We start from the raw sequence: 25,860 nt of genomic DNA on the forward strand, positions 1-25,860 counted from the left end.
GTTGATCGAGCGTCCATCGGCAAGACGAAATATCGGACGATGAAATTTATTGATGCATCTATTGACTCCCGAACAAAAATAGAACAAAAAAGAAACATAACGAGTAAGGAGCGCGTAAATGACCGATATCATTCGAGACGTTGCAGCATTCACCTCCATCGTGATGTTCGTCGCCAGCTTTTCCCTCATCATGATGGCGATGTGAATTTTATTCCCGTACGAGCACGTTGCCCCCGAGTTTGATGGGAGCAACTCATGGACTTTGTCGTCCGCAATGCCGAGAATGGCGGTGATTCATTCAGGCATGCGGAAGGGTATGAGATGGCGGATAAGGGTGGCAGCGGTGCAGCGATTGCGCCAGTTGGCGAGGCGCCGGAATTCGTGCATCTCCGGGTTCATTCCGCCTATTCCCTGCTTGAGGGAGCGCTGCCGCTCAAGAAGATACTGGCCAAGGCCACCGGCGACAATCAGCCGGCTATTGCCATCACCGATACCAACAATCTCTTCGTCGCCCTGGAGTTTTCCCAGAAGGCGATGGAGGAGGGGCTGCAGCCGATCATCGGCTGCCAGGTATCGATCGACATGGAGGATGGTGGCGAAGGCGAAAAGCGCGGGCCGCAACAGGCCCTTGCCAAGCTGCCCTCCATCGTCCTGCTCGCCGCCACGGAGCGGGGCTATGAGCGTCTTGTCGATCTGATCAGCCGTGCCTACCTCGGGGGCGAAGGCAACCATGCCGTTCACATCACCGCCTCGTGGCTGGAGGAGATCGGCACCGAGGGCATGATCGCGCTTACCGGCTCGCTCGGCGGGCCGGTCGATATAGCGCTGAAAGAGGGGCATGCGCCACAGGCGCTATCCCGGCTGCTGACGCTGAAGCGGCTGTTCGGCGACAGGCTCTATGTCGAACTGCAGCGCCACGGCACCTATGATCGCCGTCACGAACAAAAGATGCTCGCACTTGCCTATGAGCATGCGCTTCCGCTGGTTGCCACCAACGAGGCTTTTTTCCCCACCCGCGACGATTACGATGCCCACGACGCCCTTATGGCGGTCGCTCACAATGCCATCGTCTCGGACGATACGCGTTTCCGCCTGACGCCTGATCACTATCTGAAGAGCCGTGCCGATATGGCGAAGCTGTTCTCCAATCTGCCAGAGGCGCTGGAGAATACCGTCGAGATTGCTCGGCGCTGCTCCTTCGTTCTGCAAACGCGCAAGCCGATCCTGCCACGCTTCACCGGCGCCGCCGACGATGAGGAAGAGGCTGATCGCGCCGAATCGGCGGAGTTGCGCGCTCAGGCGGTCGAGGGTCTTGATCAGCGTCTCGCTTCGCTCGGCATGGCGCCGGGCTATGTGGAAAAGGACTATCGGGAGCGGCTGGAATTCGAACTCGGCGTTATCGAGGGCATGAAATTCCCCGGCTACTTCCTGATCGTTGCCGATTTCATCAAATGGGCCAAGCGGCATGATATTCCCGTCGGGCCGGGCCGCGGTTCTGGCGCGGGCTCGCTGGTCGCCTATGCGCTGACGATCACCGACGTCGATCCGCTGCGTTTCTCGCTGCTGTTCGAGCGCTTCCTCAATCCATCACGCGTCTCGATGCCGGACTTCGATATCGACTTCTGCCAGGATCGGCGCGAAGAGGTGATCCGCTACGTGCAGGCCAAGTATGGCCGCGAGCAGGTGGCGCAGATCATCACCTTCGGTTCGCTGCAGGCGCGCGCCGCCCTTCGCGACGTCGGCCGCGTGCTGGAGATGCCCTACGGCCAGGTCGACAAGATCTGCAAACTGGTGCCGAACAATCCTGCCAATCCGACGCCGCTCAGCAAGGCGATCGAGGAAGAGCCGCGCCTGCAGGAGGAGGCTGACAAGGAGCCGGTCGTCGCCCGCCTGCTCGATATCGCCCAGAAGATCGAAGGTCTTTACCGTCACGCCTCGACACATGCCGCCGGCATCGTCATCGGCGACCGGCCGCTCTCCAAGCTGGTGCCGATGTATCGCGATCCGCGCTCCGACATGCCAGTCACCCAATTCAATATGAAATGGGTCGAGCAGGCCGGCCTGGTGAAGTTCGACTTCCTCGGCTTGAAGACGCTGACTGTCCTGAAGACAGCCGTCGATTTCGTCGCCAAGCGCGGCATCGCGATCGATCTTGCCAGCATCCCACTCGAGGATAAGCCGACCTACGATATGCTCTCGCGTGGCGAAACGGTCGGCGTGTTCCAGGTGGAAAGTGCGGGCATGCGCAAGGCTCTCATCGGCATGCGCCCGGACTGCATCGAGGACATTATCGCGCTGGTGGCGCTCTATCGCCCCGGCCCGATGGAGAATATCCCGGTCTACAATGCCCGCAAGCACGGTGAGGAAGAGATCGAATCGATCCATCCGAAGATCGACTATCTTCTGAAGGAGACTCAGGGCGTCATCGTCTACCAGGAACAGGTGATGCAGGTCGCCCAGGTGCTGTCGGGCTATTCGCTCGGCGAGGCGGATCTTCTGCGCCGCGCCATGGGTAAGAAGATCAAGGCGGAGATGGACCAGCAGCGCGAGCGCTTCGTCGATGGCGCCGTCAAGAACGAAGTGTCGAAGGGGCAGGCCGACGTCATCTTCGATCTCTTGGCCAAGTTCGCCAATTACGGCTTTAACAAGTCCCACGCCGCCGCCTACGCCATCGTCTCCTATCAGACTGCCTATATGAAGGCGCATTATCCGGTGGAGTTCCTGGCGGCGTCGATGACGCTGGATATGGCCAACACCGACAAGGTCAACGACTTTCGTCAGGATGCCAAGCGCCTGGGCATCGAGGTCATCGCGCCCTCGGTCCAGACCTCCTTCCGCCATTTCGAGACCGGCGAAAACCGGATTTATTATGCGCTGGCCGCCATCAAGGGTGTCGGCGAATCCGCCGTGCAGCACATTGTCGAGGTGCGCGGCGATCAGCCATTTGCCAGCATCGAGGATTTCTGCCTGCGCATCGATCCGAAGCAGATCAACCGTCGCGTTTTGGAAAGCCTGATTTCCGCCGGCGCCTTCGATTGTTTCGAGCTCGACCGCGCGCAGCTGATCGGCGGGATCGATCGGATCATGGGTTATGCGCAAGTGGCGCAGGAAAACAAGCGCAGCGGTCAGCACGACATGTTCGGAAGCGCTGCGTCCGGGCCTGAGAAGATCGCATTGCCGCCTTATACGCCGTGGCTTGCCTCGGAGCGCCTGCTGCGCGAATTCCAGGTGCTCGGCTTCTATCTGACCGCCCATCCGCTCGATACCTACAAGAGCGTGCTTGACAAGATGCGCGTGCAGAACTTCGCCGATTTTTCCGCTGCGGTGAAGCAGGGGGCGAGTAACGGTCGCCTCGCCGGCACGGTGATCTCGAAGCAGGAACGCAAGACGCGCACCGGCAATAAAATGGGCATCTTCGTCTTCTCGGATGCGTCAGGCCAGTTCGAAGCCGTGCTCTTCTCGGAAGCGCTCAATCAATATCGCGACGTGCTTGAAGTCGGCAAATCCTTCGTCATCACCGCCCAGGCGGACGAGCGCCCGGAAGGCATCAGCCTGCGTCTGCAGACGGCGCAGTCGCTGGAAGAAAAGTCGCTGCAGATGCAGAAGGCGCTGCGCGTCTATGTCCGCGATTCCGGGCCGCTGAAAGCGGTTGCCGCCCATCTCAACACCAAGGGCGATGGTCTCGTCTCCTTCATCGTCATCAAGGAGGAGGGCATGCGCGAGGTCGAGGTGGCGTTGCCGGAAAAATACCGCATCACGCCGGAAATCGCCGCCGCATTGAGAACGGCGCCCGGCGTCATCGATGTCGAACTGGTCTAGCCTCTTTTGCCGAGCGCGCCGCCATTGGTGATGGTGATGAAATCGGTCTCGTTGCCGGTTTCCGGGCCGACGCCGGTATCGGAAATCGTCAGCGACGAACCCGGTGTCAGCAGGTCCTCGATGCGGTGGCGCACCTCGTCGGGAATGCTGATACGGCCAAGCGCCTGTCCGGCGGCATCGAGCGATTGTGCCTGCGCCTCGCTGGTGATGCCGAGCCGCTTCTTCGCCTCCCTGGTAAGATCGTCGTCAAGGGTCATGCCAAACCAGTCGGCCTTGCCGCTGATGCGGTCGATCGTATTGGCGGTGAAGAAATGCACGCCGAGCGCCTCTTGCGGCTCGGCGATGATGGCGGGCGCCTCAAGGAGCGGCTTGAAGCTCTGGCGAATCATGATCGCGCCGTTCGGCGGCTCGCCCTTGCCGGCTGCGGCATAGACAGCCTTCATGAGTGCCGGACTGACAAGTCCGCCCGTCGTCTTGATGTCATGTGCCTTTCTGAAGTCTTCGATCGCCTGCACGGTCGCCGGCCCGAGCATGCCGTCCGGCGTACCGGCCGCAAAGCCCATGCCGTTCAACAGGCCCTGAAGATCGCGAACATTCTCGCGCAATCCGCGCCGGGTGATCAGAATGCTGAGTGGCGACTGATCGACGGACGGAGCGAGACTTGCTTGCGCCGCCGGGATCTGGATCGAGGTGACGTCGTTCGTGGCGACCTGCAGCGGCTGTGCCTGCGGCAGGAAGCTTGCCGTCATGGGACGCAATTCGATGCCTGAGAACAGAGCCGGAGGCGGAGCAGCTTGCGGCTGGAACAGCATGCTACTTTCGAAAGGCTGCGGCACCAGCGGCCGGTCGGCGATGACGACATGCACCCCGCGCTCGGTCATCTGGTAGAGCATCTTGGCAAAGGCCTTGGGCATGCGCACGCAGCCGTGAGAGGCCGGATAGTTCGGAACCGAGTTGGATTCGTGCAGCGCAATGCCGGACCAGGTCAGCCTTTGCATGTAGGGCATGGGCGCGGCCGAATAGAGATTGGACTCGTGGTAGACCTTCTTCTCCAGGATGGAGAAGATACCGCTCGGTGTCGTATGGCCAGGCTTGCCGGTCGAAACCTTCGATGTCGCCACGACCTGGTCACCGTCATAGACGGCAAGCGATTGCCTGTCCTTCGACACGACGATCTGCAGGGTGCGCGCATCCGACGCGGCAAAGGAAGGATGGGAAAGGGCAGTGGCTGAGAGCAGCCCAAGCCCAAGCAACAAAAACGGCTTCATAGACACACAAACCAAAAACGCAATACTCGTATCGGCTAAGGTTAGACGTCTAAGTTTAAGGAAGACTTGCTGAAAAGAAGCGCTTTATCGGTTCGCCGAAAACCAGATGCTTCCTTGTTATGTTGATCATCTGCCGTAGCGCCGAAGCGGGGCAATCGGCCCTGCTTCGGCGGCAATCGGTTGGCAGAGAGTGGAAGCGTCAGCGCACGCTGGACGCCACCCAGTTATGCCATTCCTCCGCGCTGCCGTGGAAAGCGTTGAGGTCGATCCTGCCGTCGACGCCATGCGAGACGCCGGAGCCGGAGTATTGCCAGAACAGCCAGTTGCGACCGGGATAGACCTTGGAGGGATGGGCAGCGACGGAGCGCAGCCAGAAGGGATAGTTGAGCAATTCGCCGCGCAGGTTGTCGCGATAGAAATCCGGAGCCGTATAGACGATCGGGCGCTGGCCGTAGTGTTTTTCCAGCTTGTCCATGAAGACCTGCATCTTCGCCAGGACTTGTTCGCGCGACGGCCGCCGCTTGCAGCTCGATTCGCCGTTCCATTCCACGTCGATCACCGGCGGCAGGGCTCCTGCTTCTCTCGGAACGTTGCGGATGAACCAGTCGGCCTGCTCGCCGGCGGTACGGCACCAATAGAAGAAGTGGTAGGCACCGTGCTTCAAGCCAGCTTGTTGAGCGGCACGCCAGTTCTTCTTGAACATCGGATCGAGGTGGTCGCCACCATCGGTCGCTTTGATGTAGACGAAATTGGCACCCTGGGTGCGCAACGTTTCCCAGTCGATCTCGCCCTGCCAGCGCGAGACGTCGACGCCATGCACGGCCAGTTTCCTTGGCGACGTTGTGCCGAAGTTGATCGGCTTGGCATCGCGGAACTGATGGGAATAGATCTGCATCGGCTGCTGCCGCATGGCGCGGGGCATCGGGTTTGCCGGCGAAATCATGGCGAGCGGCCGTTGCAGCGGCAGCGGAACCTCATCTCCACCCTGGTTTGACGGCAGGAACGCCTCCGGCCGAGGATCCGCCGGCAGCGAGGTCACCAGCGCTTGCTGCCGCTCAACCCGCGAGACCGTCTCGCCGATTTCGACCGACGGCGTAGGAGTTTGGCTCTTTGCGATCGAGCTGGTCATTTCTTTCGAAGGCGCGCTGGTCTGCGCGGCTTCGCGCTCGCCTCTGGCGGCGCAGCCCGAGATCGTAAGGGAGGCAAGAAGGATGGTCGATACAGCCGATAGACGCATAGGAACCCGTACGCAAAACACAATCGACGGCGGATCCGCGCCGTTCGGAAATCACAGAGACTAAGTGCTAATAGAAATTTACCAAAAAAGATTGAATCAGATCTTTCTAACGCGAAGATTCGCGCGGGGAGCGCGGTCATCCGCCGGTGCGCAAGAGTGTCACTGCATGGTGACTATATCGTAAGGCTTTGTTATCTCTCGCGTTTACCGCCAAAAGTGTAACCTGTCTCGACCGTCTTGTTGCCGAACTTTTCTCTGAGCTTGTCCATCGCCGCCTCGGCCGCGGCACGGCGTGTTGCCTGTTCGTCGATCAGATCGGGTGGATCGGCGCGGGCCGCATCGCAAAGATCGGTGACGCCTATGCCGATGAGGCGGAACTTCGTGCCATCGGTCTCGGCTTCAAGCAGGCGCAGGCCGGTGCGGAAAATTCGATCGGCAAGCTGCGTCGGATCCTCCAGGCGGCGATTGCGGGTCCGGCCCTTGAAGTCGGCAGTTTTCAGCTTCAGCACCACGGTCTGGCCGGCAATGTCGCTGCGCTTCAGCCGGCGCGAGACCTTCTCTGAAAGGTCGCGCAGGATCGGCACCAGATCGTCATGACGGGAGATGTCCTCGAAGAAGGTCGTTTCCGACGATACGCTCTTTGCCGCTTCGTTCGGATGCACCGTGCGGTCGTCGATGCCGCGCGACAGGCGGGAAAGCCGCTGGCCGATGACCCCGTAGCGGCGCATGAGATCGCCTTCCTTCATGGTCTGCAGCTGGCCTATGGTGCGGATGCCGTCGCTTTCCAGCGTTGCGGCAAAGGCTTTGCCCACACCCCATATCGTCGTTACCGGGCGCGGCTCCAGAAATGAGAGTGCCTCTTCCTGGCCGATGACGGAAAAGCCGCGCGGCTTCTGCAGGTCGGAGGCGACCTTGGCGAGGAACTTGCAGTAGGAGAGGCCGACCGAGATGGTGATACCGATTTCCTGCTCCACGCGCCGGGCGAATTTCGCCAGGATGCGGGCCGGCGGATCGTGGTGAAGCCGCTGCGTGCCATCGAGTTCCAGAAAGGCCTCGTCGATCGAAAGCGGCTGCACCAACGGCGTCAGTTCCTGCATCAGCGTGCGAACCTCGCGGCCGACGCGAACATATTTCTCCATGTTCGGGCGGATGACGACGGCCTGAGGACACGCCTCCAAGGCTTTGAACATCGGCATGGCAGACCGCACGCCATGAATGCGGGCGATGTAGCAGGCAGTGGAGACGACGCCACGCTTGCCGCCGCCGATAATGACCGGCTTGTCGGCGAGTTCCGGATTGTCGCGCTTCTCGATCGATGCATAGAAGGCGTCGCAATCGATGTGCGCCAGGGTCAGCGCATAGAGTTCGCGGTGATAGACGAGGCGAGGACTGCCGCAGGCCCGGCAGCGCGTCCGCACGGCCGATTGCTCGCTCAAGCAATCGCGACAGAAACCGGAAATCTTATCGGGCGCAGGGGTCATCAAGCGAGAACAAAAATTGAACATCGCTACCTTATGTTCTAAGCTTGCGAGTCTCAAGGTGGAAAACAGCGTAGGGGGAAGGGGTGCAGGATTTAAGTGTGCGACCATTGACGCCGGATCGCTGGGACGATTTCGAGACACTCTTCGGGCCGAGCGGCGCCTGCTATGGCTGCTGGTGCACCCATTTTCGCATTCCGACGTCACAGCGCAAGACGATGGACGGGGCGGCGAAGAAGCGGTTCATTGAGGAGCGCGTTGCGGCCGGACCGCCGCCGGGTCTTCTCGGCTATGTCGGCGAGCGCCCGGTTGCCTGGGTGCAGGTGGGTCCGCGCTCGGAGTTGCCGCAATGGAATTCTCCAAAAACGGTGTCACGGCCGCTCGATCCAGCCGATGCCGAGGATCGCTCGGTCTGGGCTGTGAGCTGCTTCTTCATGAATTCACATGATCGCGGCAAAGGATACAGCCATCGCATGCTGTCGGAGGCGGTGAATTTCGCCAAGGCTTCAGGCGCGCGCCTGCTCGAGGGCTGTCCCATCGAACGCACGAAGCAATCGAAGTCGGTCGGCCTCTATGTCGGCTCGCAGCGCATATTCGAGACGGCCGGATTTTCCGAGATCGCGAAGCGCAAGGATGGGCGGCCTCTGATGCGCCTTGTTCTCTGATGGTGGGGCCGGCGGTCTCAGCGGACGATATGGGCCTGGATCAGCGGTGCTGCCTGGCTCCATTCGTTTGCCGCGAGGATGCCCGCCGCAGCGGCGGGCGCCATGCGATGGACGATGGAATCCGGCTTCAGGTTGATCAGGAGGCAATCCGGAACATGCTCGCCGACCGAATGCAGATTGTGCGCCATGTCGTCGACGAAGGCGACCGGCAGCGTGCGCCTTCCATGCAGCGACCGCACGATCGGCCCTTTCGGCTGCAGCGATGCGAGCAGCGGATAGGCGAGGCCGAGCCTGTCGAGAAGCCGGCGTCGCTGAGCCCAGAATTGCGGCGGCATGGCCGTGAGAAAAACGATGTCGGCGTCTTTCGAAAAATCGCCGAGGGTATCGGTGACGCGATCAAGCGGCGTCTGCCATTGCTCCTGCGCCTCGAAGAACGCTTCGATCAACCTATGAACGTCCTTTTCTTCCAGCACCGCTCCATCGGCCTTGGAGATGATGTTGCCCGTAAGCCTGAAGGAACGCGGCAGGAATTCATGGCCTTCAGCATCGATGAAGAGCAGGAAAGGCGCAAAGAAATGCAAAACGACATCATCGACATCGCAGACGATCAACGGCCGGTCCTTGAGGCGGATATGCGATGTGTCGAATTGGAGCGGGGCATCCATGGTCAATATTCTCCGGAGGCAAGGCCGGGCGGCGAGAAATGTGCCGACGCGGCCGCGACGGTTTCCGGCGGAATGCCGCTGGCCTCGCAGAAAGCCAGCAATGTCGGCTCGTGGTTCATCAGAAAGTCGAGCATGCCCGCAAGAAAGGCCGGCTCGTTGATGGCGTTGCGCACCTGCGCCGGCTCGACGCCGGTGAGCGCCAGGAAGCGGCTGAACATATCCGGTTCGTTGGCCAGCCAGCCGAGCACGGCAATCGCTGTCTCTTGCGGCTCTGCCGCGCTGTTCTTCGGGTTCTTGAAGTTACTTTGCATTTCGACGGGTGAGTTACCTATTTTTCAACCAAATGCCGGTAGTATCCGATTCAAGTATTTCTGGAATCGATTTCTCACGACCCTATATTTTGAGAGAATAGATGCAATACCGGATGCAGGGACAGCTTTCCATGCCTAAGCAAGTGATGATTGTAGAAGACAATGAGCTGAATATGAAGCTCTTTCGCGATCTGATCGAGGCGTCCGGCTACACCACGATCCAGACCCGAAACGGCATGGAAGCGCTTGATCTCGCTCGCAAACATCGCCCGGACCTGATCCTCATGGATATCCAGCTTCCGGAAGTTTCCGGGCTGGAAGTGACCAAGTGGCTGAAGGAGGACGATGATCTGCACGTCATTCCGGTGATCGCGGTCACGGCCTTTGCCATGAAGGGCGACGAAGAGCGCATTCGCCAGGGCGGATGCGAAGCCTACGTCTCGAAGCCGATTTCCGTCCCGAAATTTATTGAAACCATCAAGACTTATTTGGGCGACGCCTGAGCGTGGGGAAAAGCTGATGACCGCGCGCATCCTGGTGGTTGACGATATTCCAGCGAATGTGAAGCTTCTCGAGGCGCGGCTGCTGGCCGAGTATTTCGAGGTGCTGACGGCGGAGGATGGAGCGAGAGCTCTTGCCATCTGCGCGGGCGCCCAGGTCGATCTCATCCTTCTCGATATCATGATGCCGGGCATGGACGGGTTCGAAGTGTGCGAGCGCCTGAAGTCCGATCCGCGCACCGCGCATATCCCCGTGATCATGGTCACGGCGCTGGATCAGCCCGCCGATCGCGTGCGTGGCCTGAAAGCCGGAGCCGACGATTTCCTGACCAAGCCGGTCAACGACCTGCAGCTCATTTCGCGCGTCAAGAGCCTGCTTCGTTTGAAGACGCTCAGCGACGAGCTGCGTATGCGCAACGAGACCGCCCGCAATTTCGGTATCGAAGACCTGCTGCGGGTCGGCGATGGCCGCGCTGACGAAACCGGCCATGTGCTTCTGGTCGACGGCCGCGCCAACTCGCAGGAGCGCATCATCCGTGCGCTCAAGCCGATTGCCCAGGTCATGGCGATGTCCGATCCGCAGGCCGCCCTATTCGAGGCAGCGGAACGGCCGTTCGAGCTCGTCATCGTGAATTCGAATTTCGACGACTATGATCCGCTGCGGCTTTGCTCGCAGCTTCGCTCGCTGGAGCGTACGCGCTTCCTGCCTGTCTTGCTGGTGACCGAGCAGGGCGCGGACGAGATGATCGTCCGTGCGCTCGATCTGGGTGTCAACGATTACATCGTCCGACCCATCGATCCGAACGAATTGGTGGCCCGTTGCCTGACGCAGATACGCCGCAAGCGCTACAACGACCGTCTGCGGGCCAGTGTACAGCACACCATCGAGCTTGCCGTCACCGATGCGCTCACCGGCCTGAACAACAGGCGCTATCTCGACAATCATCTGAAGATCCTTTTCGACCGCTCCTTGGCGCGCGGACGGCCGCTCTCTGTTCTGATCACCGATATCGACCGGTTCAAGCACGTCAATGACACCCATGGTCATGACGCCGGCGACGAAGTGCTCAAGGAGTTCGCCGCCCGCATCCGGTCCACCGTGCGCGGTGCCGATCTGGCTTGCCGCTATGGCGGCGAGGAATTCGTCGTCGTCATGCCCGATACGCCTGCCGAAGTGGCCGCTGCCGTCGCGGAGCGATTGCGCGCGTCGGTAGAAAATATGCCCGTCAAACTGCGCGAAGGCGGCGTTGCTCTTAACATTACGGCCTCCTTCGGGATCTCGTGCCGTTTGGAAACAGTAGAAACGCCGGAGCAATTGATGAAGCAGGCCGATCTTGCGCTTTATGAAGCGAAAAGGGCAGGGCGCAATCGGGTTGTTGCTTCAGCGGCCTGATCTAGAACAGATCAGTCGGAATAAGGCCATCCCATGAATATTGAGGGGCATTCGCAAGTTTTGAACAATGATTAAGATTTTGTAATCTTTGCATCGCTGCGGTATGTCGTCGGGATTTTCTCAAAGGATAATTTCGGCGTTTTCATTTTTTATTTGGCTAGATACTTGAGTTTATAGATTATTTTAGAGATTTTATAATTACTATTCGATATGTTCACGTTTAGTCTGTGGTTTTAGTTAGAAAAAAATGCAGAAAAACTGTGGATTAATCGAGGATAATTAACGTGTTCAAATGTTCTTAAATATCTGTATTCGGAATTTGTTGCATCTGCGAATGCTATCTCTTCCCTCTTCAGATGTGTTCGCTTTTGAATTGTGAATTTCGCAGAAGATTCATTCAGAAGAAATCGGGAATTTTAACCATCCAACCAGAGAACAATTTTTTATCATTAAGAATTTGTTGATTTTCTTTCGATTTCGCGCAAATTTAGTCTCGTACACAGACAGCCCGTATGGGTTCGAGATACCCCATGATGCTCAGGTCCGCCGCATCTCCTGGGTCGTGGGGTCGGTCGGCTGGCATGCAATATAAGCGGTTCCTCGTGCCGTTTTGCAGGTTAGCCGACCCCCAACTCAAAACGCCGTTCTTCGTTTTTCGAAGGCGGCGTTTTTTCTTTGTCGACGAATACAAGGGATCTATATTTTAGCTCTTCTTGCCTTATGAAGCACAGTCGAGCTCGGCGCCAGGAGAACGTCATTGAAAACAAAAAGGCGCTAACCTCTCGGTTGCGCCTTTTGTAACCAGAAGTTTAGGGAAATTACTTGATCTTCGTTTCCTTGAACTCGACGTGCTTCTTAGCGACCGGGTCGTACTTCGTCTTCGTCATCTTGTCCGTCATCGTACGGCTGTTCTTCGTCGTGACGTAGAAGAAACCGGTGTCGGCCGTCGACAGCAGCTTGATCTTGATAGTGGTAGCCTTGGCCATAGTCGTCCTGCCTTTAATAAAAATGAACGCCGTGGACGGCCAGTGCGGAGGTCCACGGCGAATTCTGGCGCGAAACTACAAATCGCGCCCGAAAAGTCAACCCCTGTTGCCCATGAAAAGCAATCGTAACCCCGAAAGCAGGACATAAAGGCCGAAGAAAAAGGCAACGGCCCAGGCAAAGCCGCTGGGGTTGACCAAATCCATCGCCGTGCCGATCGTCGGCGGCCCGAGAACCATGCCGATGGCATAACAGAAAACGAAGGCCGCATTGGCGGCCGCGAGATCCGCTCCGGTCAGGCGCGTGCCCAGATGGCTGAGGCCGACCGTGTACATGCCGGAGACGCAGCCGCCCCAGAAGAGCAGAATGACCGCGAGAATGATCCAGTTCGAGGACAGAGACGGCAGCAGCAGCGCGCCCACCAAGCCGATGGTGGCCATGATCGAGAGCAGTGGCCGCTTGTCGCGCATGCGGTCGGCAAGCAGCCCCAGGGGGATCTGGAAAACGAAATTGCCGACGCCCATCACGGTCAAGAGCAGCGCGGCCTGTGATTCGTTGAAGCCGAGGCGCGTGGCATAGCTGGTGAACAAGGAGCCGCCGCCGACGGTGACGGCGCCGAACACGAACACTGCGGCGGTCGCCGTCGGTACCAGGAAGATGTAGCGGACGAAATGCAACTCGGGCTTTTCGTCGACATCCGGGCTTTCGTTGCGCGCGATGAAGATCGGAATGGCGGCTGCCAGTATGATGCAGGCGCCGATGGCGAAGGGCATGAGCCCTTCGCTGCCGACAAGCGAGAACAGCAGGGGGCCGGCTGCAAAGCCGAGGGAGAAGACCGTGGAATAGAGGCCGAGCACGAAACCGCGCTTGGAAGGCGGCGAAGCCGCATTGATCCAGAATTCCGACAGGATGAACAGAGTCGTCGTCGACCCGTGGAACAGGATACGCAGCGGAAACCACAGAAGCAGGTTTTCCGCGTAGTAGAAGCCCAGCGAGCTCAGCGCGGAGAGCATGACCGCCCAGATCATCGTCTGCACGACGCCGAAGCGATGGGCGAGTTTTGTCGTGATGACCGCGGCGAGCATCGACGCCACCCCCATCATCGCGGTGTTGACCCCGATGAGGCTTGAGGGGACGCCGCGCTTTTCCAGAATGATACTGAGAAGCGGCAGGCCCAACCCGATGGCTATGCCCACGGCGGATACGGACGCGATAGCTGCGACGAGCGAGGGCCAGTGAATTTCTTCGACATGGCCGGTCTTGCCGTTCGTCGGTTCAAGCATAAACGGATCCTTGCAGCGCGTGGCGGGCGAATCGATCGGCACGTGGGGTATAGAAAGGCACGGCACGGCCAAATTCAGGTAACGGGTCGGCTTTCATGAGATCGATCATATCCCCCGGAATGGTCCTTTCGACGCCCGGCATGTTCAGACAAGAAACGCTGTCCATGTCAAGCCGTTGCCGGCAAACCAGCTCCGCTGAATCCCGAATATACGACGAATCGATATTGGCCGTGACCAAAGGGCGTAACGGCGCAAGGTGAGTTCCGCCTGCCGTGCGGGCGAGCGACTTGGGCTGGCATATGGCTTTCACGACCGGCTGTTTCCCTGATCCCAGTCGTCCGGGCTGTCGTCGTGGCCACCGAAGCCATGCATGCGGAGCGCCCATTGCAGGCCGATGACCCCGCCTTTGATGGGCTGTATGATCGCAAGCGCCGCGATCACCGTGATCGGTGCCCAGATCGCGAGGTGGACCCACATCGGCAGATTGAAGGCCATGTCCGTCAGCATGTAGCCGCCGACGACGATATGGCCGAGAACCAGGATCACCAGATAGGGCGGCAGATCGTCGGCGCGTTGATGGAAAATCTCCTCGTCGCACACAGCGCAACGATCGACCGGCTTCAGGAAGGCACCGAAGAGTTTGCCGGTGCCGCAGCGGGGACAGCGGTTCAGCATGCCACGGGTAATCGATCGCCCGAGCGGGCGCTCGCTTTCGTCTGCGCCACCATAGCGCATGGTGGGATCGGATGGGCTGCCCGTCATGAATGCTCTTCCTTCCTGGCGGCAACCGTCCCTTACCGGCGGCCGCGCGGTGGTCTCGTGCCCGGCGCTTTACGCGCCTGATTTTGATTGCGGCGGGTCGCCTTATGGAAAGAGCGTACCGCCGTCGGCATCGACCGTCCGTCGCTCAGCATTTCGAACCGCAGCGCGCCCGCAAGCGGCACGGCCTCCACCAGCCGCACGCTCACCTCGTCGCCAAGGCGATAACCGAGCCCCGTCTTCTCGCCTGTCAGCGCCTGATGCGCCTCGTCATAGATGAAGTAATCGGTGCCGAGCGTAGATATAGGGATGAAACCGTCGGCGCCATAGTCCGGCAGGGTGACAAAAAGTCCCGACTTGGTGACGCCGCCGACGCGCGCCTCGAATTCCGCGCCCACACGCCCGGCGAGATGATGGGCGATCAGCCGGTCGACGGTCTCGCGTTCCGCCGCCATGGCGCGGCGCTCGAATGTCGAGATTTCCGCGGCGATATCGTCGAGGGCAGCTTCCTCATCCGACGTGATTCCACCTTCGCCGAGGCCAAGCGAGCCGACGAGCGCACGATGTACGATCAGATCCGCATAGCGGCGGATGGGAGACGTGAAATGGGCGTATTTCATCAGGTTCAGGCCGAAATGCCCAATATTATCAGGGCTGTAGATCGCCTGGCTCTGCGAGCGCAGCACCATCTCGTTGACCATGGTCTGATGCGGCGTCCCATCAGCTTTCGCCAGAATGCCGTTGAAGCTGTTGGCCCGGACATTGCCGCCCTTGGGCAGCGATATGCCGAGTGTCGCCAGGAATTCGCGCAGCACTTCCTGCTTGGCGAGCGTTGGGCCGTCATGGATGCGAAAGATAAGTCCCTGCTTCTTCTTCTCCAGCGTCTCGGCCGCAGCCACGTTCGCCTGGATCATCATTTCTTCGATGAGCTTGTGCGCATCGAGGCGCGGCGGCACGACGACGCGATCGACCGTGCCGTCAGGCTTCAGCAGGATCTTGCGCTCCGGCATATCCAGTTCGAGCGGCTGGCGCCGCTCGCGGCCCTTCTTCAGGATTTCATACGCGTGCCAGAGAGGTCTAAGGATCGGCTCCAGCATCGGCCCGGTCTTGTCGTCGGCTTGGCCGTCGATCGCCGCCTGCGCCTGCTGGTAGGAAAGCTTGGCGGCACTCTTCATCATGATGCGATGGAAGGTGTGTCCAGCCTTGCGGCCTTCTCTGGAGAAGATCATCCGGACGGCGAGGGCAGGGCGATCGACGCCTTCCTTGAGCGAGCAGAGATCGTTGGAAATGCGCTCTGGAAGCATCGGCACGACACGGTCGGGGAAATAGACCGAATTGCCGCGCTTCAGCGCCTCGCGATCAAGCGGGGAATTGGGGCGCACATACCAGGAGACGTCGGCAATGGCGACCGTGACGATAATGCCGTCGGGATTGTCAGGCGAGGGGTCCATTTCGGCGTAGACGGCATCGTCGTGGTCCTTCGCGTCGGCCGGATCGATGGTGATCAGCGGCAGGCTGCGCCAGTCCTCGCGATGCGACATGGTCGCCGGCTTGGCTGCATCGGCCTCCGCGATCACGGCGGCAGGAAAGACATGCGGAATGCCGTGCGCGTGGATGGCGATCATCGAGATCGCCTTTTCCGAGGCGACGGAGCCGACGACCGACAGTACCTTGGCGCGCGGCAGGCCGAAACGGCCGAGGCGGGCCACTTCGACTTCGACCAGATCGCCGTCCTTGGCTTCGCCGGTATAGTCCGGATCGATTACCATTTCCTCGCCGCGCCGTTCGATCGGCATCAGCCGGCCGCCGCCACCTGGCGTCTCGCGGAAGACGCCCATGGACGCACCCCTCCGCTTGTCGATGACCTTGATGATGCGCGCGGTATAGGCCGGACCGCCACGATCCACCGCCGAGAAGATCTTGGCAAGGATGCGGTCGCCCATGCCGGCGACGGGCGCCTTGCCCTTGCCGTTGCGGCCTGCGGGCGAGGAGGATTGCTTGATCATCACGGCCGGCGCCACGCCGTTTTCCTCGGCCCACTCAGCGGGGCGGCCGATCAATCCGCCATCCTTGTCGCGCGTGGTGATATCAAGAACGGCGATCGGCGGCAGAGCGCCGGGGCGGATGAGCGACTTGCGGCTCTTCTGCACCATGCCGTCTTCTTCGAGCTCGCGCAGGAGATTCTTCAGCTCGACACGGCTCTCACCCTTCAATCCGAAGGCCTTGGCGAGTTCGCGCTTCGAAGCCTGCTGCGGATGCTCGGCGATGAAGCGCAGGATGATTTCGCGCGGCGGCAACGTGCCGTGAACGATCGCCATCATCGGCTCGGCGTCGCCGCTTGCCTTACCGGCGCGGCCGGGCTTGCCGGAACGTCGTTCCGACGATGAAATCCTGCCGCGTGGTTCTCTGCTCACTCTGCACTCTTCTTTTTCGCTGCCGTCTTGGCCGCAGGCTTCTTTGCAGCTGCTTTCGGCTTGGCGGTCGTTTTCGTCACTTTTGCGCCGGCGGCCGCAGTCTTTGCCTTGGCGGGCGCCCTCTTCGTCGTGCCGCCGCCCTTGCCGGCCTTTGCAACGATCAGAGCCAGGGCTTCCTCGACTGTGATCGCCTGCGGGTCCGTGCCTTTCGGCAGGGTAGCGTTGACTTTGCCCCAGTTGACATAGGGGCCGTATTTCCCGTCACGAACGGTAATCGAGCCGCCGCCGTCCGGATGCGCGCCGAGATCCTTCAATGCAGCCGGCGTACCACCGCGTGCTCCGCCGCCCGCCTTGCTCTGCTTTTCGGCAAGGACTGTCACGGCGCGGTTCAGGCCGACGGTGAAGACATCCTCGACGGTTTCGAGGTTGGCATAGCTGCCGTCATGCAGCAGGAACGGCCCGTAACGGCCGATGCCGGACGAGATCATCTTGCCGCTTTCAGGATGTTTGCCGATATCGCGCGGCAGCGAGATCAACGCCATCGCCTTCTCGTAATCGATATCCTCGGGCTTCCAGCCCTTCGGCAGCGAGGCGCGCTTGGCATCCTTGCCATCGCCGCGCTGGATATAGGGTCCGAAGCGACCGGAACGCAGCGTCAGCTCTTCGCCGGTGACCGGATCCGCGCCGAGTGCCTTCGGCTCGTTCAGACCGGTGGATTCGGCTTCGGCGCCGCCTTCCGAGGAGAGCTGGCGCGTATAGTTGCACTCCGGATAGTTCGAGCAGCCGACGAAGGCGCCGTATTTGCCGAGCTTCAGCGACAGGTTGCCCGTGCCGCACACCTGGCAGATGCGCGGATCGCTGCCATCCTCGCGCTTCGGGAAGACGAGCGGCGCCAGCGCCTCGTTCAGCGCGTCGAGCACATTGGTGACGCGCAGCTCCTTCGTGTCCTCGATCTGGGCGAAGAAATCGCGCCAGAAATCGCGCAATACGTCCTTCCAGTTCAATTCGCCGGCGGAGATGCGATCGAGCTTTTCTTCCAGATCGGCAGTGAAGTCGTATTCGACGTATTTGGTGAAGAAGCTTTCGAGGAAGGCGGTCACCAGCCGGCCCTTGGCCTGCGGCACCAGCTTTCGCTTGTCGATCGTCACATAGTCACGGTCGCGCAGCGTCGCCAGCGTCGCCGCATAGGTCGACGGGCGGCCGATGCCGAGCTCTTCCATCTTCTTGATGAGCGAAGCTTCCGAATAGCGCGGCGGCGGTTCCGTGAAGTGCTGCGTCGAATTGATCTTCTGCTTGGCGAGGTTTTCGCGCGCATTGATCTCGGGCAGACGGCCATCTTCGTCGTCGGCATCGTCGCTCTGCTCGCCGTCTTCCTTCTGGTCGGTGTAGGCGGCAATGAAACCGTCAAAGCGGATCACGGAGCCGACGGCGCGCAGGCCGGCCTTCTCGCCGGCATTGTCGGCGAGAATCTCGACGGTGGTGCGCTCGATCTCGGCGGAGGCCATCTGGCTGGCGATGCCGCGCTTCCACACGAGGTCATAGAGTCTCAGCTGGTCGGCATCGAGGAATTTGCGGACGCGGTCCGGTGTGCGATCGAAATCCGTCGGGCGGATCGCTTCGTGTGCTTCCTGGGCGTTCTTCGCCTTGGTCGAGTAGAAGCGCGCCTTTTCCGGCAGGTAGCGGTTGCCGAATTGATCGGCGATCGCCGCGCGTGCCGCATCGATCGCTTCCGGCGCCATCTGCACGCCGTCCGTACGCATATAGGTAATGAGACCGACGGTCTCACCGCCGATGTCGACACCTTCATAGAGCTTCTGTGCGACCTGCATGGTGCGCGAAGCGGAGAAGCCGAGTTTGGAGGAAGCGGCCTGCTGCAGGGTGGAAGTGGTAAACGGCGGGCTCGGATTGCGCTTGACGGGCTTTGCCTCGACGCTGTCGACGACATAGGCGGCGCCTTCCAGCAACGCCTTCAGCTTGCCGGCCTCTTCGCCGTTGCCAATCGCGCGCGGCTGCAGGCGTTTGCCGTCGGCGGACACGAGGCGAGCCTCAAATTCGTCGCCGCGCGGCGTCTTCAGGATGGCCGAAAGGTTCCAGTATTCTTCCGAAATGAAGCGCTCGATTTCGGATTCACGGTCGCAGACGAGGCGAAGCGCGACAGACTGCACACGGCCGGCCGAGCGGGCGCCGGGCAGCTTGCGCCACAGAACCGGCGACAGATTGAAGCCGACGAGATAATCGAGGGCGCGGCGGGCGAGATAGGCGTCGACCAGCGGCACGTCGATGTCGCGCGGGTCGGCCATCGCGTCGAGCACGGCCTTCTTGGTGATGGCGTTGAAGACGACGCGCTTCACGGGCTTGCCGTTGATCACACGCTTCTTGTTGAGCAGGTCGAGCACATGCCAGGAAATCGCTTCGCCTTCGCGATCCGGGTCGGTCGCTAGAAACAGGCCGTCGGCGGATTTCACCGCGTCAGCGATGTCCTTCATGCGCTTTTGCGAAGCGCCATCGACTTCCCAGAGCATTTCGAAGTCCTGGTCCGGCAGCACCGAACCGTCTTTGGCGGGCAGGTCACGCACATGGCCGAAGGAGGCAAGAACCTTATATCCGGGTCCCAGATATTTGTTGATTGTCTTAGCCTTGGCAGGCGATTCTACCACTACAACGTTCATCATTAAGTCTCTGAATAGGAGGTCGTGCCGAAACAAGGCACGGGAGAAGCCGAGTTTTTTCGTCTCCCCGGCCCTCCGACATGGACAGGGAAATCGTCGCGGTCAAGAGGCGATGTCAATTTTTGCGCCTGGCGCGACGATGCGATGCTTAGAATTGGTATGCGCGTCACAGTTTTCAATCCAGCATGGAGAGCGACACGAGCCCGCCGGGATGGCGATGCAGCCGGCCGGCCATATCGAGCTCGAGAAGAACGGAATGGATCGAGGATATCGGCAGGCCTGTATGCCTGACGATGTCGTCGATCTCGACCGGTGTCGGCCCGAGCGCATCGACGATGTGATCGCGTTCAGCATCAGCGGGCGGTGCGGAGAACGGTTTGCTCCGTTCGACTGGCGCTTCGGAAGGGCGAGGGCGGAAGAGATCGGGCTCAGCCAGCGGCCGCAGAGCATCGACGATATCGTTCGGCGTGGTCACGATCATCGCGCCGTCCTTCAGCAGGCCGTTGGTGCCTTCGCAGCGCGGATCGAGCGGCGAGCCGGGAACGGCAAAGACCAGCCGGCCGAATTCGCCGGCAAGGCGCGCGGTGATGAGCGAGCCGGAGCGGGTCGCCGCCTCGATGACGACGACGCCGAGCGAGATGCCCGATATCAACCGGTTGCGGCGCGGGAAGTCGCGAGCCCGCGGCTCCCATCCGAACGGCATTTCGCTGACTGCAAGCCCGTTGCCGTCCCATATGTCGTTGAGCAGGCCGATATTCTCAGGCGGGTAGGGCTGATCCAGCCCGCCGGCCATGGCGGCGATCGTGCCGGTCTCGAGGCTGGCGCGATGGGCTGCCGTATCGATGCCGCGGGCAAGCCCGGAGATGACAACGTATCCGGCCTCGCCGCAGGTGCGGGCGATCATTGCGGTGAACTTGGCCCCGCTGATCGAGGCATTGCGCGAGCCGACGATGCCGATTGCCGGACGGGTTGCCGTCGGGACATTGCCTTTGACCGCAAGAAGCGGTGGCGCGCCATCGATCTCGCGGAGCGCGGGCGGATAATCCGGCTCGCCGATGCCGACGAAGCGCGCACCGAACCGATGCATCGCTTCCAGTTCCCGCAGAGCGTCGCGCTCGTCGGCAATGCGGATCGCCCGCGTCGAGCCGCCGCGCTGGGAAAGCTCCGGTAGCATGGCAAGCGCCGCCTCTGCCGAGCCGTAGTGATTGATGAGATGGCGAAAGGTGGATGGACCGACATTGTCGGAGCGGATAAGCCTGAGCCAGGCGATCCTTTGTTTTTCGGTCAGCGCAACTCCGGTCCGTCTTGCGCTGCCTGTATCCATTACCCCTTCGCTCCGATCTTGCCTTCCGTTCCGGCCGCCAGCCGGGCGATGTTGGCTCTGTGTTTGTACCAGGAGATGACCGTCATCAGCGCCATGGCGCCGGCGATCTTGTCGACGCCCAATATCCACAATACAACCGGGATGGCAAGGGTTGCAACCAGCGCGGAGAGTGACGAGTAACGGGTGGTGAAGGCGATGGCGAGCCAGACGATCGCGAAAATCAAGGCCATCAGCGGAGCCAGACCGAGCAGGATGCCCAGATAGGTCGCAACGCCCTTGCCGCCCTTGAAGCCGATCCAGACCGGGAAGATATGACCGATGAAGGCCGCGAAACCGGCGAGCACCGCGGCGTCATTGCCGAAGAAATGCGCGACGATCAACACGGCGACGGTGGCCTTGAAGGCGTCGAGCAGCAGGGTGGCGGCCGCAAGCCCCTTGTTGCCGGTGCGCAGCACATTGGTTGCGCCGATATTGCCCGAGCCGATCTTGCGGACGTCACCGAGGCCTGCCATGCGCGTCAGCAAGAGGCCGAACGGGATGGAGCCGAGCAGGTAGCCGATGACGAGGGCTGCCAGCGCTGTCTCCGGGGTAAGCTGCCAAGTCCAGAAATCCGCCATCACGTCTTGTTCTCCGTAAACCCTGGGCCTGCTCTAGAGACTGTGAACCAGCTTGCCGGCGACATAGGTTGCAACCGCCCGGCCGCTCATTCTTGCATCCTCGAAAGGTGTATTCTTCGAGCGCGACAGAAGCATTTCTTTGGCGACAAGCCAAGGCTCGTCGAGATCGATCAAGGCAATATCCGCCTTCGCGCCCGGCTTCAGCGTGCCGGCATCGAGACCGAAGATCTGGGCCGGCCGCGTCGACAGGGCATCGATCAGCCGCATCAGGCTGATCTCACCGCTATGATGGAGGCGAAGGGCGGCGGCCAGCAGCGTTTCCAGCCCGACTGCGCCGTCCTCAGCCTCTGCGAACGGCAGGCGCTTGGTGTCCACGTCCTGCGGGTCGTGTGAGGAAACGATGATGTCGATGGTGCCGTCCGCCAGCGCCTGGATCATGCCCGTGCGGTCGTCCTCGGACCGCAGCGGCGGGTAGAGCTTGAAGAAGGTGCGGTATTCGCCGATGTCGTTCTCGTTCAGCGCGAGATTGTTGATCGAGATGCCGCAGGTGACCTTGGCGCCGCGCGCGCGGGCAAGGCGGATGGCTTCAGCCGATTCAGGCACGGAAATCATGGCGGCGTGATAGTGGCTGCGCGTCAGCGCCGCAATGCGCAGGTCGCGCTCGAGCGGGATGAGTTCGGCCTCCTTCGGGATGCCTGACAGCCCGAGCCAACTCGCAAGCAACCCTTCATGCATGACGCCGTTGGCGCCGAGATACTTGTCGCGGGTCTCGCAGGAAATGACCGCGCCGAATTCCCGCGCATAGGTCATCAGCCGCCGCAGGACCTGTGTGTCGTAGACTGCGGAATGCGCATCGGTGAAGGCAACCGCGCCGGCCGCCCGCAGAAGGCCGATTTCCGTCATCTCCTCGCCGGCAAGACCCTTGGTGAGGGCGGCGGCCGGATAGACATTGACGACCGCGGTGTCGCGCGCCGTCTTTCTGACGAATTCCACCAGGGCGATGTCGTCGATGACGGGATGGGTGTCCGGCATCATGATGAAGGAGGTGACGCCGCCGGCCGCGGCCGCGCGGCTCGCCGAGGCGATCGTTTCGCGATGCTCGCCGCCAGGCTCGCCGACATGGACGCGGGCGTCGACCAGACCCGGCACGGCCACGAGGCCGGTGCAATCCCGTACCGTCGCGCCCTTCGGCGTCGGGTGGCCTTTCGCATCCTTGCCGGCGGCGACGATGATGCCGCCTTCGACCACGATCGCACCGACCTCGTCGAGATTACGGGAGGGGTCGATGATGCGGACATTCTGCAGGACGATCGAGTTGTTCATGCGCCTGATACCTCGCTGCGAGGTCCTTGGTTCTGTGAGACGAGCAGCACTTCCATGACTGCCATGCGCACGGCGACACCCATTTCCACCTGCTCGGCGATGACGCTTTGAGGACCGTCGGCCACCTCGGATGCGATCTCGACCCCTCGGTTCATCGGCCCCGGATGCATGACGAGCGCATCCTCCTTGGCAGCTTTGAGCGTCTCGGCGTCCAGCCCGTAAAAATGATAGTATTCGCGCACCGATGGCACGAAGGCGCCGGACATGCGTTCGCGTTGCAGCCGCAGCATCATGACGACGTCGGCATCCTTCAGCCCTTCCTTCATCGAATGGAAGACCTCGACGCCCATGTCGGCAATGCCCGCGGGCAGCAGGGTAGCGGGCGCCACGACGCGGACACGAGCGCCCATGGCGTTCAGGAGCAGGATGTTGGAACGGGCAACGCGCGAATGCAGCACGTCGCCGCAGATGGCGACGATGATGCGCGAGAGCTTGCCTTTCGCGCGGCGGATCGTCAGCGCGTCGAGCAGCGCCTGGGTCGGATGTTCGTGCTGGCCATCGCCGGCGTTTACGACTGAGCAGGAGACCTTCTGCGCCAGCAGCGCAGCGGCACCTGCGCTCGAATGACGGATGACGAGCACATCCGGCCGCATGGCGTTCAGCGTCATCGCCGTATCGATCAGCGTTTCGCCTTTTTTCACGGACGAATTGCCGACCGACATATTCATCACATCGGCGCCAAGCCGCTTGCCGGCCAGCTCGAAGGAGGACTGGGTGCGCGTCGATGCTTCAAAGAAAAGATTGATCTGCGTGAGACCGCGAAGCGTCGACGTCTTCTTCTCACGCTGGCGGCTTATCTTGACCGCCTCGTCGGCCTTGTCGAGAAGATAGGTTATATCCTGCTCGGTAAGACCCTTGATGCCGATGAGGTGGCGGTGGGGAAAGAAGACCATGGACCTGCCCTCTGGATGTCGTCAGGGGGTCTATAGAGAGGGAGCGCCAAAGGGGCAAGCGCGCGCATGTGACAAGGTCGCGTGTTCCCCATGCAATTTCGCTCGAATCCGGTTACAGCAGCTATGCTGTTAGGAGACAAAACTTCCGGTTTCCTTTTGCAACCCTCTTGCTCTAAAAGCGAAATATGACCCAACAGACCCGGACTGATGACCCATTTGCCGACCTGAACCAGCCGAGCCTCTGGTCCGGCATCAATGCCTATCGTTCCGATCCGTTGATAGTCGATCTGACCTCCGGCCTGCCGCGTTCGACACGGGAAGACCTGGAGCAGCTCGGTCGCTTCGTCACCTCGCACGAGGCGCAGGAACTGGCGCGCATGGCGAACCAGGGCACCCCGCAACTGCGCACCCACGGTCCGCGCGGCGAGCGTCTCGATGTGGTCGAATTCCATCCGGCCTGGCACGCGCTGATGCGCCGTTCGATGTCGTCGGGCCTGCATTCCTCGATCTGGGATGCGCAGGCCGATCCCGAAGCGGTGGGGCAGTCGCACAAGGTGCGCGCGGCCCGCTTCTATCTGACCGCGCAGCTCGAATGCGGCCATCTCTGCCCGCTGACGATGACCAGCGCGTCCGTGGCAGCCATGATGGCGTCGCCAGCCGTCCAGAAGGACTGGGCGCCGAAGATCCTGTCGCGCAGATATGATTCTTCCAACAAGCCGGCCATGCAGAAGACAGCCGTCACCATCGGCATGGGCATGACGGAGAAGCAGGGCGGCACCGATGTGCGCGCCAACCGGACGGCCGCCGACAAGGTGAGCGAGGGCATCTACAGGCTCTCCGGCCATAAATGGTTCATGTCGGCGCCGATGAGCGACGCCTTCATCATGCTGGCCCAGACCAAGGAGGGCCTTGGCTGTTTCCTCGTGCCGCGGCTGCTCGAGGATGGCTCGGCCAACGGCCTGCAATTCCAGAGGCTGAAGGACAAGCTCGGCAATCGCTCGAACGCCTCCTCGGAGGTCGAATTTACCGACACCTTCGGCTTCCTGCTCGGGACGCCCGATGCCGGCATCCGCACGATCCTCGACATGGTGACGCTGACACGGCTCGATTGCGCGCTGGCGTCGGCCGGCATCATGCGGGCTTCGTTGGCCGAAGCCGTGCATCATGCGCGCGGCCGCAGCGTCTTCGGCAAGATGCTGGTCAAACAGCCGATCATGACGCGCGTGCTCGCCGACATGGCGCTCGATGTCGCTGCCGCGACTGCGCTCGCCTTCCGTTTGGCCGAAGCCTTCGACAAAGCGAGCGGCAGCACTGAAGACGCCGCCTACGCCCGCGTCATGACGCCGGTCGCCAAATACTGGTGCTGCAAGATCGCTCCGGCGCTGATTTATGAAGCGATGGAGTGCATCGGCGGCAGCGGCTACATCGAGGAGCGCCCGATCGCCCGCCATTACCGGGAAGCACCGGTCAATGCGATCTGGGAAGGGTCCGGCAACGTCATGGCGCTCGACGTTCTCAGAGTCTTGAACCGGGGCAAGGACCTGTTCGAAACCGTCTTCGCCGGCCTTGCCCGCGATCTCGGGCCCGCCGGCAAGAAGACCATCGAGGTGCTGCGCGCGGCCATGGCGCTTTGCGAGCAGGATGAGGGGGCAGCCCGCCTCCTGGTCGAACAGATGGCGCTCGCCGCCGGTGCGGCCGAGCTCTATCGCCTCGGCGCGGGCAAGATCGCCGATGCCTTCATCGAGACCCGGCTGGCCGGCGGCTGGCGCGCCACCTACGGCATGCTCGATGCGCGCTTCGACGCCAGCTATATCGTCGACCTTCTCTATCCGCCGGCGACATAGAATTTGCGCTAGCGATTGCCGGGCTCGCAGCGGCATCGCCGATTGTCGCGATACCAATATTTACTATGTTGGTATCGGCATAGGAGTGTTTACATGGCCCGCAACACATCCGTTTCGCTTGGTGATCATTTCAGCGCCTTTATCGAAGCTCAGATTCAGACGGGCCGATACGGCTCTGCCAGCGATGTTCTTCGCGCAGGTTTGCGTCTGCTTGAAGAGCATGAAGCGAAGGTCAGGGCTCTTCAGGATGCATTGATTGCTGGTGAGGAATCCGGAAAGCCTGCCCCCTTCGATAACGCCGCATTCCTGAGGCGGATGCGCGCGACATATGGCGAATAGTCCTCGAAAGTACGG

20 protein-coding genes are annotated in these 25,860 nt (G+C 61.1%); 6 read left to right on the forward strand and 14 right to left on the reverse strand.

The window, feature by feature from the left end; genetic code table 11:
• Nucleotides 1-321 precede the first annotated feature (321 nt).
• Nucleotides 322-3,819, forward strand: a complete 3,498-nt coding sequence (dnaE, locus tag FHT28_RS05355) for a DNA polymerase III subunit alpha (RefSeq protein ID WP_168595858.1) — start codon at nt 322-324, stop codon at nt 3,817-3,819.
• Here dnaE and FHT28_RS05360 read toward each other — a convergent pair.
• The 3 genes from FHT28_RS05360 to FHT28_RS05370 form a co-directional block, all read right to left on the reverse strand.
• Nucleotides 3,816-5,087 carry a L,D-transpeptidase family protein gene (locus FHT28_RS05360; RefSeq protein ID WP_168595753.1) on the reverse strand — a complete coding sequence of 424 codons (1,272 nt, stop codon included), beginning with the start codon at nt 5,085-5,087 and terminating at the stop codon, nt 3,816-3,818. The genes dnaE and FHT28_RS05360 overlap by 4 nt on opposite strands.
• A gap of 199 nt (nt 5,088-5,286) precedes the next feature.
• The gene (locus FHT28_RS05365) at nt 5,287-6,324 is read right to left on the reverse strand and encodes a GH25 family lysozyme (RefSeq protein WP_168595754.1); all 1,038 of its coding nucleotides are present in this window, start codon (nt 6,322-6,324) and stop codon (nt 5,287-5,289) included.
• A gap of 191 nt (nt 6,325-6,515) precedes the next feature.
• On the reverse strand, nt 6,516-7,805 hold the full coding sequence (locus FHT28_RS05370; protein ID WP_168595755.1) for a DNA polymerase IV: 1,290 nt from the start codon (nt 7,803-7,805) through the stop codon (nt 6,516-6,518).
• 98 nt (nt 7,806-7,903) lie between these two features.
• Here FHT28_RS05370 and FHT28_RS05375 point away from each other — a divergent pair, with 98 nt between their 5' ends.
• The gene (locus tag FHT28_RS05375) at nt 7,904-8,467 is read left to right on the forward strand and encodes a GNAT family N-acetyltransferase (protein WP_312865266.1); all 564 of its coding nucleotides are present in this window, start codon (nt 7,904-7,906) and stop codon (nt 8,465-8,467) included.
• A 17-nt stretch (nt 8,468-8,484) separates the two neighbouring features.
• Here the strand turns inward: FHT28_RS05375 and FHT28_RS05380 are convergent, their stop codons facing one another.
• Together FHT28_RS05380 and FHT28_RS05385 are read right to left on the reverse strand one after the other, a co-directional pair.
• Entirely contained in the window at nt 8,485-9,132 is a 648-nt protein-coding gene (locus FHT28_RS05380; protein WP_037194280.1) for a hypothetical protein, read from the reverse strand.
• A 2-nt stretch (nt 9,133-9,134) separates the two neighbouring features.
• Nucleotides 9,135-9,443, reverse strand: coding sequence for a DUF3572 domain-containing protein (locus FHT28_RS05385; RefSeq protein ID WP_037194282.1), 309 nt, complete (start codon nt 9,441-9,443; stop codon nt 9,135-9,137).
• 131 nt (nt 9,444-9,574) lie between these two features.
• Here FHT28_RS05385 and FHT28_RS05390 point away from each other — a divergent pair, with 131 nt between their 5' ends.
• Together FHT28_RS05390 and FHT28_RS05395 are read left to right on the forward strand one after the other, a co-directional pair.
• Nucleotides 9,575-9,946 (forward strand): response regulator, encoded by a 372-nt coding sequence (locus FHT28_RS05390; RefSeq protein ID WP_028754034.1) that lies wholly within the window; start codon nt 9,575-9,577, stop codon nt 9,944-9,946.
• A 16-nt stretch (nt 9,947-9,962) separates the two neighbouring features.
• The gene (locus tag FHT28_RS05395; RefSeq protein WP_037194283.1) at nt 9,963-11,336 is read left to right on the forward strand and encodes a PleD family two-component system response regulator; all 1,374 of its coding nucleotides are present in this window, start codon (nt 9,963-9,965) and stop codon (nt 11,334-11,336) included.
• Nucleotides 11,337-12,154: 818 nt separating this feature from the next.
• On the opposite strand, the gene rpmG is transcribed toward FHT28_RS05395, so the two are convergent.
• The 9 genes from rpmG to FHT28_RS05440 form a co-directional block, all read right to left on the reverse strand.
• Complete coding sequence (rpmG, locus tag FHT28_RS05400; RefSeq protein WP_003547442.1) at nt 12,155-12,322, reverse strand: 50S ribosomal protein L33; 168 nt, start codon at nt 12,320-12,322, stop codon at nt 12,155-12,157.
• A 96-nt stretch (nt 12,323-12,418) separates the two neighbouring features.
• Nucleotides 12,419-13,603 carry an MFS transporter gene (locus tag FHT28_RS05405; RefSeq protein ID WP_168595756.1) on the reverse strand — a complete coding sequence of 395 codons (1,185 nt, stop codon included), beginning with the start codon at nt 13,601-13,603 and terminating at the stop codon, nt 12,419-12,421.
• Nucleotides 13,604-13,909: 306 nt separating this feature from the next.
• A complete protein-coding gene (locus FHT28_RS05410) occupies nt 13,910-14,365 on the reverse strand; it encodes a DUF983 domain-containing protein (RefSeq protein ID WP_037194286.1) in 456 nt (151 codons plus the stop codon).
• Between the two features lie 32 nt (nt 14,366-14,397).
• Nucleotides 14,398-16,776 carry a ribonuclease R gene (gene rnr, locus FHT28_RS05415; protein ID WP_047553151.1) on the reverse strand — a complete coding sequence of 793 codons (2,379 nt, stop codon included), beginning with the start codon at nt 16,774-16,776 and terminating at the stop codon, nt 14,398-14,400.
• A complete protein-coding gene (gene topA, locus FHT28_RS05420) occupies nt 16,773-19,445 on the reverse strand; it encodes a type I DNA topoisomerase (RefSeq protein WP_092576637.1) in 2,673 nt (890 codons plus the stop codon). The genes rnr and topA overlap by 4 nt, the downstream gene beginning before the upstream one ends.
• Nucleotides 19,446-19,620: 175 nt before the next feature.
• Complete coding sequence (gene dprA, locus FHT28_RS05425) at nt 19,621-20,769, reverse strand: DNA-processing protein DprA (RefSeq protein ID WP_037194290.1); 1,149 nt, start codon at nt 20,767-20,769, stop codon at nt 19,621-19,623.
• Nucleotides 20,769-21,389: a glycerol-3-phosphate 1-O-acyltransferase PlsY gene (gene plsY / locus FHT28_RS05430; protein WP_167669618.1), complete on the reverse strand. Its 621-nt coding sequence runs from the start codon at nt 21,387-21,389 to the stop codon at nt 20,769-20,771. Before plsY ends, dprA begins: the two co-directional genes overlap by 1 nt.
• A gap of 30 nt (nt 21,390-21,419) precedes the next feature.
• Entirely contained in the window at nt 21,420-22,709 is a 1,290-nt protein-coding gene (locus FHT28_RS05435) for a dihydroorotase (protein WP_037194294.1), read from the reverse strand.
• Nucleotides 22,706-23,662 (reverse strand): aspartate carbamoyltransferase catalytic subunit, encoded by a 957-nt coding sequence (locus tag FHT28_RS05440; RefSeq protein ID WP_037194296.1) that lies wholly within the window; start codon nt 23,660-23,662, stop codon nt 22,706-22,708. Before FHT28_RS05440 ends, FHT28_RS05435 begins: the two co-directional genes overlap by 4 nt.
• A 185-nt stretch (nt 23,663-23,847) precedes the next feature.
• Between FHT28_RS05440 and FHT28_RS05445 the strand changes: the two genes are divergently transcribed.
• Together FHT28_RS05445 and FHT28_RS05450 are read left to right on the forward strand one after the other, a co-directional pair.
• The gene (locus tag FHT28_RS05445; RefSeq protein ID WP_047639229.1) at nt 23,848-25,506 is read left to right on the forward strand and encodes an acyl-CoA dehydrogenase family protein; all 1,659 of its coding nucleotides are present in this window, start codon (nt 23,848-23,850) and stop codon (nt 25,504-25,506) included.
• A gap of 93 nt (nt 25,507-25,599) precedes the next feature.
• Nucleotides 25,600-25,845 (forward strand): type II toxin-antitoxin system ParD family antitoxin, encoded by a 246-nt coding sequence (locus tag FHT28_RS05450; protein ID WP_037194300.1) that lies wholly within the window; start codon nt 25,600-25,602, stop codon nt 25,843-25,845.
• Nucleotides 25,846-25,860 lie beyond the last annotated feature (15 nt).

The sequence above is a fragment of the Rhizobium sp. SG570 genome, from assembly GCF_012275345.1.
Taxonomy (GTDB): Bacteria; Pseudomonadota; Alphaproteobacteria; order Rhizobiales; family Rhizobiaceae; genus Rhizobium; species Rhizobium lusitanum.